6 protein-coding genes are annotated in these 16,129 nt (G+C 68.0%); 1 reads left to right on the top strand and 5 read right to left on the bottom strand.

Annotated features, from left to right (window positions below; translation table 11 throughout):
• Positions 1-24: 24 nt before the first annotated feature.
• Together gltB and XarjCFBP7645_RS06465 are read right to left on the bottom strand one after the other, a co-directional pair.
• Positions 25-4,497, bottom strand: coding sequence for a glutamate synthase large subunit (gene gltB, locus XarjCFBP7645_RS06460; RefSeq protein ID WP_104536620.1), 4,473 nt, complete (start codon positions 4,495-4,497; stop codon positions 25-27).
• Between the two features lie 202 nt (positions 4,498-4,699).
• The gene (locus tag XarjCFBP7645_RS06465; protein WP_104536621.1) at positions 4,700-5,080 is read right to left on the bottom strand and encodes an I78 family peptidase inhibitor; all 381 of its coding nucleotides are present in this window, start codon (positions 5,078-5,080) and stop codon (positions 4,700-4,702) included.
• A 57-nt stretch (positions 5,081-5,137) separates the two neighbouring features.
• Between XarjCFBP7645_RS06465 and XarjCFBP7645_RS06470 the strand changes: the two genes are divergently transcribed.
• On the top strand, positions 5,138-6,409 hold the full coding sequence (locus XarjCFBP7645_RS06470) for a DNA topoisomerase IB (protein WP_181126229.1): 1,272 nt from the start codon (positions 5,138-5,140) through the stop codon (positions 6,407-6,409).
• Positions 6,410-6,482: 73 nt separating this feature from the next.
• On the opposite strand, the gene XarjCFBP7645_RS06475 is transcribed toward XarjCFBP7645_RS06470, so the two are convergent.
• The 3 genes from XarjCFBP7645_RS06475 to XarjCFBP7645_RS06490 form a co-directional block, all read right to left on the bottom strand.
• Positions 6,483-6,827 (bottom strand): hypothetical protein, encoded by a 345-nt coding sequence (locus tag XarjCFBP7645_RS06475; protein WP_104536623.1) that lies wholly within the window; start codon positions 6,825-6,827, stop codon positions 6,483-6,485.
• A 415-nt stretch (positions 6,828-7,242) separates the two neighbouring features.
• Positions 7,243-7,464, bottom strand: coding sequence for a hypothetical protein (locus XarjCFBP7645_RS06485; RefSeq protein WP_104535330.1), 222 nt, complete (start codon positions 7,462-7,464; stop codon positions 7,243-7,245).
• Entirely contained in the window at positions 7,461-16,118 is an 8,658-nt protein-coding gene (locus XarjCFBP7645_RS06490) for a glycoside hydrolase family 94 protein (RefSeq protein WP_104536624.1), read from the bottom strand. The genes XarjCFBP7645_RS06485 and XarjCFBP7645_RS06490 overlap by 4 nt, the downstream gene beginning before the upstream one ends.
• Positions 16,119-16,129: the final 11 nt, after the last annotated feature.

Genomic DNA, 16,129 nt, shown 5'->3' on the forward strand with positions numbered 1-16,129 from the left:
ATCCCGACTCCCCAATCCCGTCACTCAGGCGGCACGCCTGAGTGACTCAGTCAGCGACTCGATGCTGGCGGCCTTGGGTTTGACCAGCCAGAACTTGCCGATGTAGTCGCGGAACTCGTCCAGGATCTGCTGCGCCCAGATGCTGCCGGTCAGCTCGCGGTGGCGGCTGATCAGGGTGTGCAGGTGCTGGCGATGGTTCTCGAAGCCCTCGGCGGACACGCGGTGGATGTCGATCAGTTCGTGGTTGTAGCGGTCCACGAAGTCGCGTTCGATATCCAGCACGTAGGCCAGCCCGCCGGTGAAACCGGCGCCGAAGTTCAGGCCGACCTTGCCCAGCACCAGCACCACACCGTCGGTCATGTACTCGCAGCAGTGGTCGCCTGCGCCTTCCACCACTGCCAGCGCGCCGGAGTTGCGTACCGCAAAGCGCTCGCCCGCCCGCCCGGCCGCGAACAGCTCGCCGCCGGTGGCACCGTACAGGCAGGTGTTGCCCACGATCGGCGTGCTACGCGCCTCGAAGCGCGCCCCGCGCGGCGGGCGCACCACCAGCCGGCCGCCGGCCATGCCCTTGCCGACGTAGTCGTTGGCCTCGCCTTCCAGCTCCAGCTGCAGGCCACCGGCGTTGAACGCGCCGAAGCTCTGCCCGGCGGTGCCGCGGAAGCGCAGGTTCAACGGCGCATCGCTCATGCCGTGGTTGCCGTGCACGCGCGCGATGGCGCCGGACAGGCGCGCGCCGATCGAGCGGTCGGTGTTGTGGATCAGGAAGCGGTGGTCGCCGCCGCGCTTGTTGGCGATCGCATCGGCGAGCAGGCCGTCCATCTGCGTGGCCAGGCTGTCGGGCGATTCGTACAGGCGCTGGGCGGCGCAGTGGCTGCCGTCGTAGCGCGCATGCGTCAGCAGGCGCGACAGGTCGACCTTGACCCCGGCACGCGGCGAGACCTCCAGCTGTTGGAGCAGGTCGGTGCGGCCGACGATGTCGTCCAGCGAGCGCACGCCCAGGTAGGACAGCCACTGGCGCACCTCTTCGGCCAGCAGGCGGAAGAAATGCTCCACGCGCTCCGGCAGGCCGGTGAAATAGCCCGCACGCAGGCGTTCGTCCTGGGTGGCCACGCCGGTGGCGCAGTTGTTGAGGTGGCAGATGCGCAGGTACTTGCAGCCCAGCACGATCATCGGCGCGGTGCCGAAGCCGAAGCTGTCGGCGCCCAGCAACGCGGCCTTGACCACGTCCAGGCCGGTCTTCAGCCCGCCATCGGTCTGCAGGATGGTGCGATCGCGCAGGTCGTTGGCCACCAGCGCCTGGTGCGACTCGGCCACGCCCAGTTCCCACGGCACGCCGGCATAGCGGATCGAGCTGACCGGGCTGGCCCCGGTGCCGCCGTCGTGGCCGGACACGGTGATCAGGTCGGCACCGGCCTTGACCACGCCGGCGGCAATCGTGCCGACGCCGGCGTGCGCGACCAGCTTCACCGACACCAGTGCGGTCGGATTGACCTGCTTGAGGTCGTAGATCAGCTGGGCCAGATCCTCGATCGAATAGATGTCGTGGTGCGGTGGCGGGCTGATCAGGCCGATGCCGGGCTTGGCGTAGCGCAACCGCGCGATCAGCTCGTTGACCTTGTGCCCGGGCAGCTGACCGCCTTCGCCGGGCTTGGCGCCCTGGGCGACCTTGATCTGCAGCACTTCGGCGTTGACCAGGTACTCCGGGGTCACGCCGAAACGGCCCGAGGCCACCTGCTTGATCTTGGAGCGCTTCTCGGTGCCATAGCGGGCCGGGTCTTCGCCGCCTTCGCCCGAGTTACTGCGTCCGCCCAGGCGGTTCATGGCGATGGCCAGCGCTTCGTGCGCTTCGGGCGACAGCGCGCCCAGGCTGATCGCGGCGGTGTCGAAGCGGCGCAACACGTCTTCGGCCGGCGCCACCTCGTCCAGCGGGGTCGGGGTGGCGGCACGCTTGAGCTGGACCAGATCGCGCAGCGTGGAGGCCGGGCGCGAATGCACCGCGTCGACGTACTTCTGCCAGTCGCCGGCATCGCCGGTGCGGGTGGCGCGCTGCAGCGTCATGACCACATCGGGGTTGTACATGTGGTACTCGCCGCCGTGCACGTACTTGAGCAGGCCGCCCACCTCCGGCTTGAGCTGGTCGTTCCAGGCGCGCGCGGTGAGCTCGCGCGCCTCGGTGTCCAGCCGCGCCAGGCCCACGCCGCCGATGCGCGCGGGCGTCTCGGCAAAGCACAGCTCCACCACGTCCGGGTCCAGCCCGACGATCTCGAACAACTGCGCGCCGCGATAACTGGCGATGGTGCAGATGCCCATCTTGGAGATGATCTTGGACAGGCCCTTGTAGATGCCCTTGCGGTAGCGGCGGCCGATCTGCGACTGCTCGCCACCCTTGCTCAGCTGCAGGATGCCGCGCCGGCCCAGGTCGAACAGCGTCTGGTAGGCCAGATACGGGTACACCGCGGTGGCGCCGAAGCCGAGCAGGCAGGCCATGTGGTGGGCATCGCGCGCGGTGCCGGTTTCGATGATCAGGTTGACGTCGCAGCGCAGGCCCACCTTGCACAGGTGGTGGTGCACCGCGCCGGTGGCCAGCAGCGCATGCGCCATCGGCCGGTCCGGCACCGGGTAACGGTCTGACAGCAGCAGCATGACGGCGCCAGCGCGCGCGGCCGCTTCCACTTCCTGGCAGATCCGTTCCAGGCCGGCCTTGAGGCCTTCCTCCACGCTGTAGGACAGGTCGATCAGCCGGTTGCGCTCGACGTACTGCTCCATCTTCAGCAGCTGGCGCAGCTTGCGCTGGCTGAGCACCGGCGAGTTGAGGATGACGTGGTTCACCGTCTCGGCGCCGGCATGGAAGATGTTGGTCTCCTTGCCGAGCTGGGTGGTGAGCGACATCGCTATGCCTTCGCGCAGTGGGTCGATCGGGGGATTGGTGACCTGCGCGAAGGCCTGGCGGAAATAGTCGTACAGCGGCCGGGTCTGGCGGCTGAGCACCGCCATCGGGGTGTCGTCGCCCATCGAGCCGGTGGCTTCCTGCTCGGTCTCGGCCAGCGGGCGCAGGATCTGCTCCACTTCCTCGGTGCTGAGCTGGAACAGCTTGTGGTAGCTGCGCAGGGTCTGCTCGCTGAAGGGTTCCTCCACCAGCGAGGGGTCGATCAGTTCGGTCTGCAGATAGGTCACGCCCTGTTGCAGCCATTGCTTGTACGGCGCGCGCGCACGGTTGATGCGGTCGATGGCGTCCGAGTCCAGCAGGTCGCCGCGCTTGAGATCGATCGCCATCATCTCGCCCGGGCCCAGCTTGCCCTTGCGGGTGATGCGCTCGGCCGGCAGTTCCCACACGCCGGCCTCGGAGGCCACCAGGAAATGGCGGTCGGAGGTCAGCATCCAGCGCGCCGGGCGCAGGCCGTTGCGGTCGAGCATGCAGGCGGCATAGCGGCCGTCGCAGGCGACGATGCCGGCCGGGCCGTCCCACGGCTCGGTGTTGAGGCCGTAGAACTCATAGAAGGCGGCCAGGTCGGCGTCCTTGAACTCCAGCGACTGGGTCGCCGGCGGCACCAGGATGCGCAGCGCCTGCAGCAGGTCCATGCCACCGGCGATCAGCAGCTCGAGCATGTTGTCCAGGCTCTGCGAGTCCGAGCCGTGCATGGAGATCACCGGGTCGAACTGCGCGATATCGAAACGCGGGGTCTGCCACACCTTGCTGCGCGCCTGCGCCCAGCGGCGGTTGCCTTCGATGGTGTTGATCTCGCCGTTATGGGCAAGCAGCCGGAACGGATGCGCCAGCGGCCAGCGTGGCAGCGTGTTGGTGGAAAACCGCTGGTGAAAGACAATCGCGCTGGAGGACAGGTCGCTGCGCTGCAGGTCCGGGTAGAACGTGCTCAGCTTGTCCGGCAGCACCATGCCCTTGTAGCTGATGCCGTTGGGCGAGAGCGTGGTGACGTAGAAGTTCTCCACTTCGCGCAATGCCTGCTCGGCGCGGCGGCGCGCCAGGAACAGCGCCAGGGTGAAGCTGTCTTCGCTCTGTTCGGCGCCGGCATCGACGAATACCTGTTCGATGCGCGGCAAGGTGGCGCGTGCCAGCTGGCCGCAGACGCTGTCGTCGGTGGGCACCACGCGCCAGCCGCGGAACTGCACGCCGGCGCCATGCAACTGGGTTTCCAGTTCGGTGCGACAACGTGCGGCATCGGCCTCGTCCAGCGGCAGGAACACCACACCGGCCGCGTAGCGCGTGCCCAGGGGAATGCCGGCATCGCGCGCCAGCCCGCGCAGGAACGCATCGGGTTTGCGGATCAGCAGACCGCAGCCATCGCCGGTGAGCCCGTCGGCCGCCACGCCGCCGCGGTGGGTCATGCGCGAGAGCGCCGCAATCGCGGTGTCCACCAGCGAGCGGGAAGGTTGGTCGTCCAACTGGGCGACCATGCCGAAACCACAGGCGTCGCGCTCGTCGCGCGCGCTGTTGTAGAGACCGTGGTCGTTGAGCCCTTGGCGAGTGCGGGGGGCCATGTCTGCCTCTTTGCGATCTGGGAGAGCGGCGACGACGTTGCAGCGCTCGATCCGTGGAGCGTTTCGAAGAGGTCACCGGATGATCGACTAGACCACAGTTGATGCGGTGCCGCAATACACCGTTACAGCTGCAACGAGGGTAGCCGCAAGGCCTTGTGCCAGCTGGCTCGGCGTCTGTTCGCCAACAGGCGCCAACGTGTGCTCAGCCGCAACGCACGGAGGCGATTACGTTCTTGGCATCCACTTCCAGATTGAGCCGCTCGCCATTGAACTCCATCGTGGTCATCTGACCGGGTTTGAGCACGCGTACAGATTTGGCGCCGGCATCGTTGCGGGCCTGTTCGCTCACCGCATCGGTCAGCGCCTGGCCCACCAGCGATTGCACCTGGGTGGCATCGCAGCTGCCGATCGGCGGCGCTTCGGGTGCGGCGGCCGGCGCTGGTGCGGCCGCTTGTTCGGCGGCTTGCTGGGCCTTGGTGGAGACGGCTTCCTGCTCGTCCGGTTGCGGCGAGCCGCAGGCAGTCAATGCCGCCAGCACGACCAGGGTACAGGCCAGGTGGACGGTAGGCAGGACAGCGCGCATCGATAGCTCCAGCACAGTTGGGGAAGCCCAAGCATAAGCACAAAACCGCTCGCGGGCATCGCTTGCCCACATGGCGTTGGCGTAGCGTTGACGCAGCCTAGTCCTGCCTGGCTCAACAATCGACGCCTGTCCTTCAATCGGCGCGCAATGAAAGCCAAACGTATTCTTCGCAATGCTGCAGACGGTGTCGGCGCCGCCGGCAAGCTGGTCACCGTTGCCGCCGGCGCAGTGGCCGCCACGGCCGCGGTGGCGAGCGTGGCCGCAGTCGCACAGGCAAAGGCCACCGCGCGCGCGGCCGGGCTGACTTACGTCAACGATCAGCAGCCCGGCATCAGCCGCCGCAAGGCCGGCAAGAGCTTCAGTTACCGCAGCGCGGACGGGCAACGCGTGGCCGATGCCGACACCTTGCAACGCATCCGCGCGCTGGCCATTCCGCCGGCGTATACCGAGGTGTGGATCTGCGCCAAGCCCAATGGCCATCTGCAGGCCACCGGCCGCGATGCGCGCAGGCGCAAGCAGTACCGCTACCACGCCGACTGGGCGCAGGTGCGTGGCGAGGGCAAGTTCGAACGGGTGATTGCCTTCGGCACCGCATTGCCGAAACTGCGGCGACGCCTGCGCCGCGATCTGGTCCTGCCGGGATTTCCGCGCGAGAAGGTGTTGGCGATCGTGGTGGCGTTGCTGGCCGACACCCTGGTACGTGTGGGCAATGCCGAATATGCGCGCAGCAACCGTTCCTATGGGCTGACCACGTTGCGCAACCGGCACATGGAGTTCCTGCGCGGCGGACGTGCGCGGCTGAAGTTCCGCGGCAAGAGCGGCCAGGATCACGAGATCGAAGTGGACGACAAGCAGCTGGTCAAACTGATCCGGCAATGCCAGCAATTGCCGGGACAATCGTTGTTTCAGTATCGCGACGACGACGGCCAGCTGCAGCCGGTGGATTCGGGTGAGGTCAACGACTACCTGCGCGAGGCGATGGGCGAGGATTTCACCGCCAAGGACTTCCGCACCTGGGGCGGCACGCTGGCGGCATTGCAACGTCTGGCACGCTTGCCGCTGCCAGAGCGCATCAGCGAACGCGCGCTGACCCAGGTGCAGAACGATGTCATCCGCGAAGTGGCCGATGCGCTGGGCAATACGCCCTCGGTATGTCGCAAGGCGTATATCGACCCGTGCGTGTTCGAAGGCTGGCGCGCCGGTCAGTTGCAGGCCATGGCCACCGGCGTGCGTGGCGAACGTCAATGGGAGGCGGCGACGCTGAAATTCCTGACCACCTCGCGCGGCAAACTGAAGACGCCGGCAAAAGCTGCATCGAAGCGGAAGTGAGTGCCGCGGCGGCGACAGGCCCGAAGACCTGCAAACAGCCGCCGCGCATGCGGCCGCCGGACCAGCGTCCCGCTCAGCCGCAGTAGATCGCGGTGATGTTGTTGTTCGGGCCGGTCTCGACGGTGAGGTGATCGCCACCGCTTTCGCTGGCGCCCTGAGCCGGGTCGGCCAGGCCGCTGGCGGTGGTGCCGCCGGTGGCGCGTTCGCCGCGGCGCACGCTGACCTGCAGGCTGTCGCTGTCCACGCGCGCACGTTCGATGGTCTGCGTCGCCGCGGCCAGGCCGACCGCGCCGCGCACCTTGTCGATATGGCACTGGCCGGAGATGACACCGTCGATGGGCTGTACCTGCACGACCTGGTTGGAGGCACAGGCCGAGAGCAACAACACGGCAGCGAGCGGGGCGAGGGTGCGGATCATCGGGGATCTCCAGCGGAAGAATGGCGCAAGCGTGAAGAAAGCGTTGTTGGCGTGGCATGAAGACTGCCCGCTGCCCGCGCCGTGGTGCCAGGCACGCCATGCCCTGCCGCTACCCGGGACGCAGGGTTAGATTTTCTTGCGTGACCGGAATGATCCAGCCTCTGGCGATGACCTCGATTTAGGGACGACTCCACGACAAACCTTCCGGCAACGGCCGCCAGCGCAAGGCACGTGCGGTCGCTGCGCCATGCGCGCCTGCACCTGCACGTCTTCGGCCAGCCCCGACGGTCCTGCCAGCGTGCAGGTCGTGTGCCCGCCGGGATGCGGGAAGCCGCTGCACGCAGGGGCCGAGCCCATGCGCAGCCAGCGCGCAGCTGTGGCAAAGCAGATGGTGCCGTGCAGATTGCCGGCGCGCTTACCGCGTACGCGTCAGTCCGTGACGGTGCAGCAGCTGCCGCAGGCGGCGTTGCACCCGCTGCAGATCGGCTGCGGCGGCCTCATCCAGGATGCCTTTGGCCAAGGCGTCGAACTGCTGCCAGAACTGGCTGGGGTCGCGCACCCGCTGCGGCCAGACCGACAGCATCTTGCCCAGGTCGGCGAGTTGATGGCTGGTATGGGTGTGTCTGCGTGTGCTCATGTCGCGTCTGCCGGCCAGTCCAGTGCCACAGCGTGGACCGCGCCGTCGTCAACCAGAGTGAAAGCCAGCTCGGCCTGTGTCACGCCGTCGATCTCCAGCCGCGCCTCGATGCCCGGGCGTTGGGTGACGTCGATGACATAGGTGCTGCTGCCGAAGCGGTAGCGCAACTGGTAGCCCGGCCAGCCGGCCGGGATGCACGGGGCGATGTGCATGCGCGCGCCATGGCGCTGCAGGCCGAGCAGCGATTCGGTCAGCAGCCGGTACATCCAGCCGGCGGCGCCGGTATACCAGCTCCAGCCGCCGCGGCCGGCGTGCGGCGCCACCGCGTAGACATCGGCGGCCAGCACATAGGGTTCGGCCTTGTAGCGTTGCATGCCCGCCGCGTCGCGGGCGTGGTGGATCGGGTTGATCAGGCCGGCCAGTTGCCAGGCGCGCGCGCTGTCGCCGCGGTGGGCGAAGGCCATCGTCGCCCACACCGCCGCATGCGTGTACTGGCCGCCGTTTTCGCGCACGCCCGGGACGTAACCGCGGATATAGCCGGGGTCGTGCCCGGTGCGATCGAACGGGGGCACCAGCAGCTTGACGATCCCGGCGTCGGCATCCACCAGCTGCTGGTGCATCGCGTCCATCGCCTGTGCACTGCGTGCCGGGTCCATCGCGCCGGACAGCACCGCCCAACTCTGCGACAGCGAATCGATGCGGCATTCGTCCGAAGCGCTCGAACCCAGCGGCGTGCCGTCGTCGAACCAGGCCCGCCGGTACCACTGCCCATCCCAGGCATGCTGTTCCAGCGCGGTGCGCAAGGCCTGCGCATGCGTGCGGCAGGTCGCCGCGAATGCCGCATCGTCGTGCTGCACGGCCACGGCGGAAAAGCGCAGCAACGCGTCGTAGAGGAAAAAGCCCAGCCACACGCTCTCGCCCTTGCCGTCCTTGCCGACCCGGTTCATGCCGTCGTTCCAGTCGCCGCTGCCGATCAGCGGCAGGCCGCGCTCGCCCAGCCGTGCCATGCCGCGCTGCAGGGCAAGCACGCAGTGCGCGTACAGCGACTGCATGTTGCCGCTGATCTGTGGCAGGTCGTAATACGATTCCTCGTCGGGCTTGAGGGCGCGCCCGTCGATAAAGCTCACCCGCTCGTCCAGCACGCTGGCATCTGCGGTGACGTCCAGATAGCGGCACAGCGCCTGCGGCAACCACAGAAAATCGTCCGAGCACTGCGTGCGCACGCCGCGGTCCTGCGGCGGATGCCACCAATGCTGCACATCGCCCTGCGCGAACTGATGCGCAGCGCAGCGCAGCAGATGCGTGCGGGCCAGCGCCGGCTGCGCGTGCACCATTGCCATGCTGTCCTGCAGCTGGTCGCGGAACCCATACGCGCCACCGGACTGGTAGTAGCCGCTGCGTGCCAAGAACCGGCAGGCGATGGTCTGATAGAGCAGCCAGCCGTTGGCCAGCAGGTCCACTGCCGGATCGGGCGTGCTCACCTGCACGCTGCCCAGCACCTGCTGCCACTGCGTGCGCACCGCCAGCAAGGCGGCCTGCGCTGCGGCAACCCCGCGGCTCTGGCGTGCCAGTGCCAGCGCGGTGTCGCGATCAACTGCAGCGCCCAGGCGGAACACCGTTTCGAAGCTCTGTTCGGGCGCCAGCGTCACCGGAATCTGGATCGCCGCGCACGGGTCCAGGCCCGCACCCACGCGCCCGGACAGGCGTTGCCGGCCGAGTGCGGCGGGCGCGGCCAGGCTGCCATTGCGCCCGATGAATTCGCTGCGGTCTGCGGTGATGCTGCGGCTGGGCGCATCGGCATCGAAGAACGCCACGCGCCCGTCGAACTCGGTGTTGTACGGGTTGCGCGCGGTCAGCACGCTGCTGCCCAGGTCCACCTCGCTGACCACATGCTGCTGCGAGCGTGTGCGGATGTCGCCCAGCACCCACTCCGCATAGCCGGTGACGCTGAGCCGGCGCGGGCGCCCTGACAGATTTTTCAGCCGCAGATGGCTGAACTTGATCGGCCGCTCCACATCGACGAACACCCACAGCTCGCTGCCGATGCCGTGTTCGATATGGGTGTAGACGCTGTAACCGAAACCGTGGCGCACCGTGTAGCGAGCGTTGCCGCGACACGGCAGCGCCATCGGCGACCACACCTGGCCGGTGCTTTCGTCGCGCAGGTAGAAGGCCTCGCTGGAGGTATCGCCGACCGGGTCGTTGTGCCAAGGCGTGAGCCGGAATTCGTGCGCGTTCTCGGCCCAGCTGTAGCCGGGGCTGCTGTCGCTGACCACCGTGCCGAACTGTGCATTGGCCATCACATTGCACCATGGCGCCGGCGTGGCCGCGCCTTCGTCCAGGGTGATGCGATATTCGCGGCCGTCGGCAGCGAAGGCGCCCAGGCCGTTGTCGAACAACACCGGTTCCTCGGCTGCGGCCTGCAGGGTGTTGTCCAGGTAGGCGGCGTGGGTGCTGGTCGGATGATCGACGCTGTCCGGCTGCTGCACCGGCTCAAGCAATGGCGGCTGCGCGCGTGCGCTGGGGTGACGTTGCAGTTGCGCGTCCAGGCTGCCGTTGGCATCGCTCAGGATCGCGCGCGCCACGGTTTGCAGCAGCACGCGATCTTCCTGCGAGATGTGTTCGATGGCACGCACGAAGATGCCGCCGGAGCGGTCGAGCACATTGGCCTCCGGGTCGGCGGCAATCAGGCCCAGGATGGCGTCCTGCAGCGATTGCCGATAGCCGGCCTGGCTTTCGTTCCAGATCACCAGATCCGCGCGCAGGCCTTTCAGGCGCCAGTACGCGTGCGCCTGCACCAGCTGCCGCACCAGCTCCAGATTGTCCGGGTCGGCGATGCGCAACAGCACGATCGGCAGATCGCCGGAGATGGCGTGACTCCACAACGCCGACTGGCCGCGATGGTTGTGCAGCAGCACCTCGTTGTCGGCGCGCAATTGCGGGTCGACGAACAGCACGCGTGCGGCCAGTCGTTCGTAGAGCATCGCGTCTTCCAGCGAGGCGTTGATCTGCCGGCGGGTGACCTGGCTCTGGGTCAGCGCCAGGTCGAACACGCGATCGGCCAGACGGCGGTCGCGGTACTTGTCGATCAACGCGGTGCAGGCCGCGCGCTGGGTGCCGACGCCGTAGACGATGTCCACCTGCGCCTGTTGATCCGGTGCCAGCGAAATACGGCAGCGGATCGCCACGATCGGGTCCAGCACCGAGCCGGCCGCGCCGGTCAGGCTGGCCTGATCGTGCAGGGCCAGCGGATTGCGGGTGCTGCGCCAGCGCCCCACAAACGCGGCGCGGTCGGTCTCGTAGGAGATCGACGCCACGTCGGCATCGTGCACTGCCACCAGATGCAACATCCACGGCTGCGCCTCGTCGTGCCCGCGCGGGCGCCGCGTGCACAGCAACGCCTGCTTGTCGGCCAGGATCTCGGTCTGCACGAACAGGTTGCTGAAGGCCGGATGCGCCTCGTCGGCCTGCGCCGGTGCCAGCACCACTTCGGCGTAGGTGGTGATTTCGATCACGCGTGTCTGCCGCGAGCGGTTGCGGATGCGCAGCCGGCGCAGTTCCACATCGTCCTCGGCGGAAATGGCGATTTCCAGGTGGCTGTCGTAGCGCTGGTGGCTGCCCTTGAACTCGGCCTTGGCCTCGGAAAAGATCGCCTCGTAGCGCTCCACCGGTACGCAGGTGGGCTGATGCGCGGCCGACCACACCGCGCCGCTGTCCACATCGCGCAGATAGCAGAACGTGCCCCAGTGGTCGCGGGTGCCGTCTTCGCGCCAGCGGGTCACCGCCATGTCGCGCGCGCGGCTGTAGCCACCGCCGGCCGAGGTCAGCATGCCGTGGTAACGCCCGTTGGACAGCAATTGCAGCGCCGGCTGGGCCAGGTTGGGGTCGCGATGGATGCGCAAGGCCATGCCTGCCTCGGCGGCCACCGGGCGTTGCGCCGCGTCGGCCAGGCCTTTGACGTATACGCCGGCGCGCGGCGCGCGCTCCTGCAGCAGCAACACCGTGGCCTGGAACTGCGGGTCGGCGACAAAGCGCCGCTGCATCGGCGCATCGCGCAACACGTGGTCCAGCGCCAGCAGCGCCATGCCCTGGTGGTGCGACATGAACGAGCGTACCAGCGCATGCTGTTCGCCACGCGGCACCCGCGACGGGGTGTAGTCGATCGCCTCGTACAAGCCGAAGCGCCCGCCGAATCCCAGCGCCTGCAGCTGCTGCAGGTTGCGGCAGGCCGCATCCGGTTCGACCATCAGTGCCATCGCGCTGGCATACGGGGCGATCACCAGATCCTGGCCCAGGCCGCGCTTGAGCCCCAGGCCGGGCACACCGAACGCGCGGTACTGATAATTGCGCCGCGTATCGACCGTGTTGTAGCCCGATTCGGACACCCCCCACGGTACCGCGCGTGCGGTGCCGTAGCGGATCTGTGCCTGCACCGCACCGCGCATCGAGCGGCTCAGCAGCGTCTGCGGGTAGCTGGGCATCACCAGATCGGGCATCAGGTACTCGAACATCGAGCCGCTCCACGACAGCAGCGTCGGTTCGGCGCCGGTGTCGGTGAGCGTGCGCCCGAGCGCGAACCAGCTGTCCTGCGGCAGCTTGCCCTGGGCGATGGCCACGAAGATGCCCAGGCGTGCCTCGGAGGCGAGCAGATCGTAATGCCCGCTATCCAGGCGCTGGTCGTCGACGTTGTAGCCGATCGAGAGCAACTGCTGGGCGGGGTTGTAGAGGAAGTCGTAGTCCAGCTGCGCCAGCTGCCCGGCGATATGCGCAAGCCGTTGCAGCTCCTGCACGCGTCCGGCGGCCCAGGCCTGCACGCCGGGTGCGTGGTCGCTGACGGCGAGTTGCCGCAGCGTGGCGACCGCGGCGCCAGGGGGCTGCGTCGCATGCGCATCGGTACCGGCGGGCGTGGTTGCGCAATGGCCCACTTCGGCCAGGGCCGCCTCGCAGCTGTCGATCAAGCGTTGTGGCCACGGCTCGTCGTCGTCGCTGTCCGGCATCAGCGCCAGGATCGTGTGGCTCTGCGCCAGCAGCAGGCGCAGCGCCTGGTCGGCCTGGTGCAGGCTCGGCGCGGGCTGGCTGCAGATGCTCTGCAAGGTTTGCGACATTGCGTCCAGCGCCTGGTCGGCGGCGTCGCTGCGTGTCTGCGCTTGCGATGCCAGCACGCCCAGGGTATCGGCCAGTCCATCGAACACCGCCATCGCCACCGCCGGTGCATCCACCAGCGCCAGCAGCCCCTGCCGCAGCGTCAACAGATGTCCGACCAGGTTGCCGCTGTCCACGGTGGAGACGTAGCGCGGCAACAACGGCACCAGCGTTTCGGTGTCGTACCAGTTGTAGAAGTGGCCGCGATAACGCGGCAGCGTTTCCAGCGTGGTCAAGGTATCGGCCACGCGGGTCATCACGCCGGCCACCGTCAGGTAGCCCAGATCGTAGGCGGCCAGATTGGCCAGCAGGCCCAGGCCGATATTGGTCGGCGAGGTACGGTTGGCCACCACCGTGACCGGGTACTCCTGCACGTTGTCCGGCGGCAACCAGTGGTGCTGCGCAGTGCAATGGCTCTCGAAGAACGCCCAGGTGCGCCGCGACAATCCACCGAGGAAGGCGCGCTGCTCCTGCGACAACTGTGCCACCGGCGCGGCGGGCTGCTCGCCCAGCCAGGCCATCAGCCAGGGTGCGCCCATCCACGCCAGCCCCAGCGGCAATGCCGCCCATAACGCCAATGGCGACCACCACGCCACCGCAGCGATCGCCAAGGCCGCACTGCAGGCGGCGCCGGCCATCAGTTGTTGCTCGGCATTGCCGCTGCGCGCGCTGCGCTCCACCTCGCTGGACGGCGCCCACTGCAACAAGTGGCGCCGGGTGATCGACATCCGCACCAGGGTGCGGGCGATCGCCGACAGCTGCAGCCCGGCTTCGAATGGCAGGCAGGCCAGCACCACGCCGGTGCGCAGCAGGTGCTGACGCAGCCCCGTGCCGACCTGGCGCGCGTGATGGCGCAGTCCCAGGCCCTCCGGCGGATGCGCCAGTGCATACAGCGCCGAACACAGCCCCGGCAGCAGCCACAGCACCAGCAGCCATAGCGTCCAGCGCAAGGGTGTGGGCGAGCACAGCCAGCCGATCAACAACAAACTCAAAGCGGCTGGTGCCACCAGGCTGCGGCGCAGGTTGTCCAGCAATTTGCCGCGCGACAACCACGACAGCGGATTGCGCGCGCGTCGGCCGCCACGGTCGGGCACCCACGGCAACAGCCACGGCAGCAACTGCCAGTCGCCACGCACCCAGCGCGCGCGCCGCTTGGCATCGGTGGCATAGCGTTGCGGATGCCGTTCGTACAGCCGCACGTCGCTGAGCAACCCGGCGCGCACATAACAGCCCTCCAGCAGGTCATGGCTGAGCACACGGTTGTCGGGGAAGCGGCCGGCCAGCACCTGCTCGAAGGTGGCCACCGCATAGATGCCCTTGCCGATGAAGGAGCCTTCGCCGAACAGATCCTGATACACGTCCGACACCACGCGGGTGTATGGGTCGATGCCGGGCTCGATGCCGAACATGCGCGCAAACCGCGATTCGCCGCCCTCGCTCATGCCGGTGCCCAGGCCGGGCTGCAGAATGCCGTAACCGGCCTCGACGATCTGCCCGGACGCATCCATGCGCGGCACATTCAACGGATGCGACATCGCCCCGACCAGTGCGCGTGCCGCATCCCGTGGCAGGTGGGTGTCGCTATCGAGCGTGATCACATAGCGCACCTGCACCAGCGCGGCGACATCGCCTTGCACCTGCAGGAATTCGCTGGCCGCCTGCTGCCGCGCGTCGTCGGCGCAGAGCAGGCGGTTGAGCGCTTCGAGCTTGCCGCGCTTGCGCTCTGCACCCATCCAGCAGCCCTCGCCAGCGTTCCACTGGCGTGCGCGGTGCAGCAGGAAGAAACGATCGCCGTGCGCATCGGCATAGGCCGCGTTGAGCCGGTCGATGTGTTGCGCCGCGTGCGCCACCAGCGCCATGTCCGCAGGCAGCGATGCTTGCCCGGCATCGAGGAAATCGGTGAGCAGCGCGAAGTACAGCTGCGCGTCGCGGTTGGCCAGGTAATGCACCTCCAGCGCGCCGACCAGCTCGTCGATGGTATCGTGACTGGCCAGCATGCTCGGCATCACCACCAGCGTGCGGCAATCGGGCGTGATGCCGGCACGCAGGTCCATGCGCGGCAACGGACGTGGGCGCACCCACAACGTTGCCACCCAGTTGACCAGCGCAATGCCCAGCTCGCTGGCGGCCAGCAGCGCGATGCCGGCGGTGATCCACCACAGCGTTGGCGGCACTGCGCCCACGCCCTGCAGCAGCACGCCGGTCCACAGCAACGCGATCGCTGCGATCGGCAACAGGTAGACCGGCAACGCAACGCGACGCGCGTGCGGGCGAGGGGGTGTGGGCGTATCTGACGCGGCTGGGTCGCGCAGCGCGGCACGCAGCCGCGGCAATCCCGCATCCACCAGGTAATAGCCCACGTGGCTGGCCACCGGCATCGCGGCATCTGCGTGCGCCGCCAGCTGCAGCACCGCCTCGGCCACGGCCGGCTCGTCGCGCTCCAGGCGCTGCGCCAGCTGTTCCACCACATGCCGGTAGCTATCGCGGGTATGGAAATCCATACGTGCGTAGACGTCGGCCGGATCCTTGCGCAAGCGCTGCTCGACCACGCTCATGGCCTCGACGAAGTCGCGCCAATCCATTTCATCCAGGAACCGCAGGCTACCGATGCTGTTGCTGATCGAGACCTGCTCGGCTGCCTGGCGCTGGCTTTCGGCGTGCACCAGCGCTTCCACACTGTGGCCCTCGCTTGCCAGCCATTGCTCCACCCAGGCGCTGGCCATCGACAACACCGGCCCACGGCCCTGGATGCCGCGCGTGAGCTCGGCCACGAATGCACCGGTCGCCGGCGGTTGCGAGCGCGCCAGGTTGGCCACCACCACCACCACATCCTTGGGTTGCGTGGCGGCAGTGGCGTTGAGCAATGCCGCCCAATGCGCCGCCAGGCTGCTGTCGCGTCCATCGTGCATGATGTCGTCGGCAATGCGGCGCAGGTTGTCGATCAGCGCCAGCCGCAACATGATCGGAATCGCCCACAACTCGCCGAGCTTGAGCGGTGCCACCTGTTGGTAGGCGGCGATGAAGCGGCTCAACGTCACGACATCCACGCGCCCGTCGCCATGCGCCACCACCTGCAAGCCCAGCTCATAGACGCGCGGCAGACCGACCGAGGTGGGCGTGCGCACGCGCGGCAATTGCCGGCTGTAACCGGGCGGAAGATGCTGACGCGCCAGGCGCATCTGTTCTTCGACCAGATAGTAATTGTCCAGCAACCATTCGCCCGCCGGGTGCAATTGCACGCCGTCGGCCGCCATCTCGGTCAATCGCGCAGCAGTGCTGCCAAGCGCGCGTTGGTTGGATTTGAGTTGCGCCAGCAGCAGTTCGCGCGCGGGCCCGGTGTGCAGCACATGTGCCTGCGCCAGGGCCTGTCCCAGCGCCTGCATCTGTTCGTCGCCGAACAGGGCCGCGCCTTGCGGCGCTTGAGCGACCGGGGACTGGTGCAGCGTTGCTGATGGCCGCGTAATCGACTGCCACCAGAGAGAGAACGCAGAAGCCTTCCGCTGTGGCGGCATCGAGACATGAC

This window comes from Xanthomonas arboricola (genome assembly GCF_002940665.1).
In the GTDB taxonomy this organism is placed as follows: Bacteria; Pseudomonadota; Gammaproteobacteria; order Xanthomonadales; family Xanthomonadaceae; genus Xanthomonas; species Xanthomonas arboricola_B.

Bases quoted from the DNA above. Each gene is read 5' to 3' on its own strand.
- XarjCFBP7645_RS06485 (WP_104535330.1), bottom strand. From the start codon at position 7,464: ATGAGCACACGCAGACACACCCATACCAGCCATCAACTCGCCGACCTG.
- XarjCFBP7645_RS06490 (WP_104536624.1), bottom strand. From the start codon at position 16,118: ATGCCGCCACAGCGGAAGGCTTCTGCGTTCTCTCTCTGGTGGCAGTCG.
- XarjCFBP7645_RS06475 (WP_104536623.1), bottom strand. From the start codon at position 6,827: ATGATCCGCACCCTCGCCCCGCTCGCTGCCGTGTTGTTGCTCTCGGCC.
- gltB (WP_104536620.1), bottom strand. From the start codon at position 4,497: ATGGCCCCCCGCACTCGCCAAGGGCTCAACGACCACGGTCTCTACAAC.
- XarjCFBP7645_RS06465 (WP_104536621.1), bottom strand. From the start codon at position 5,080: ATGCGCGCTGTCCTGCCTACCGTCCACCTGGCCTGTACCCTGGTCGTG.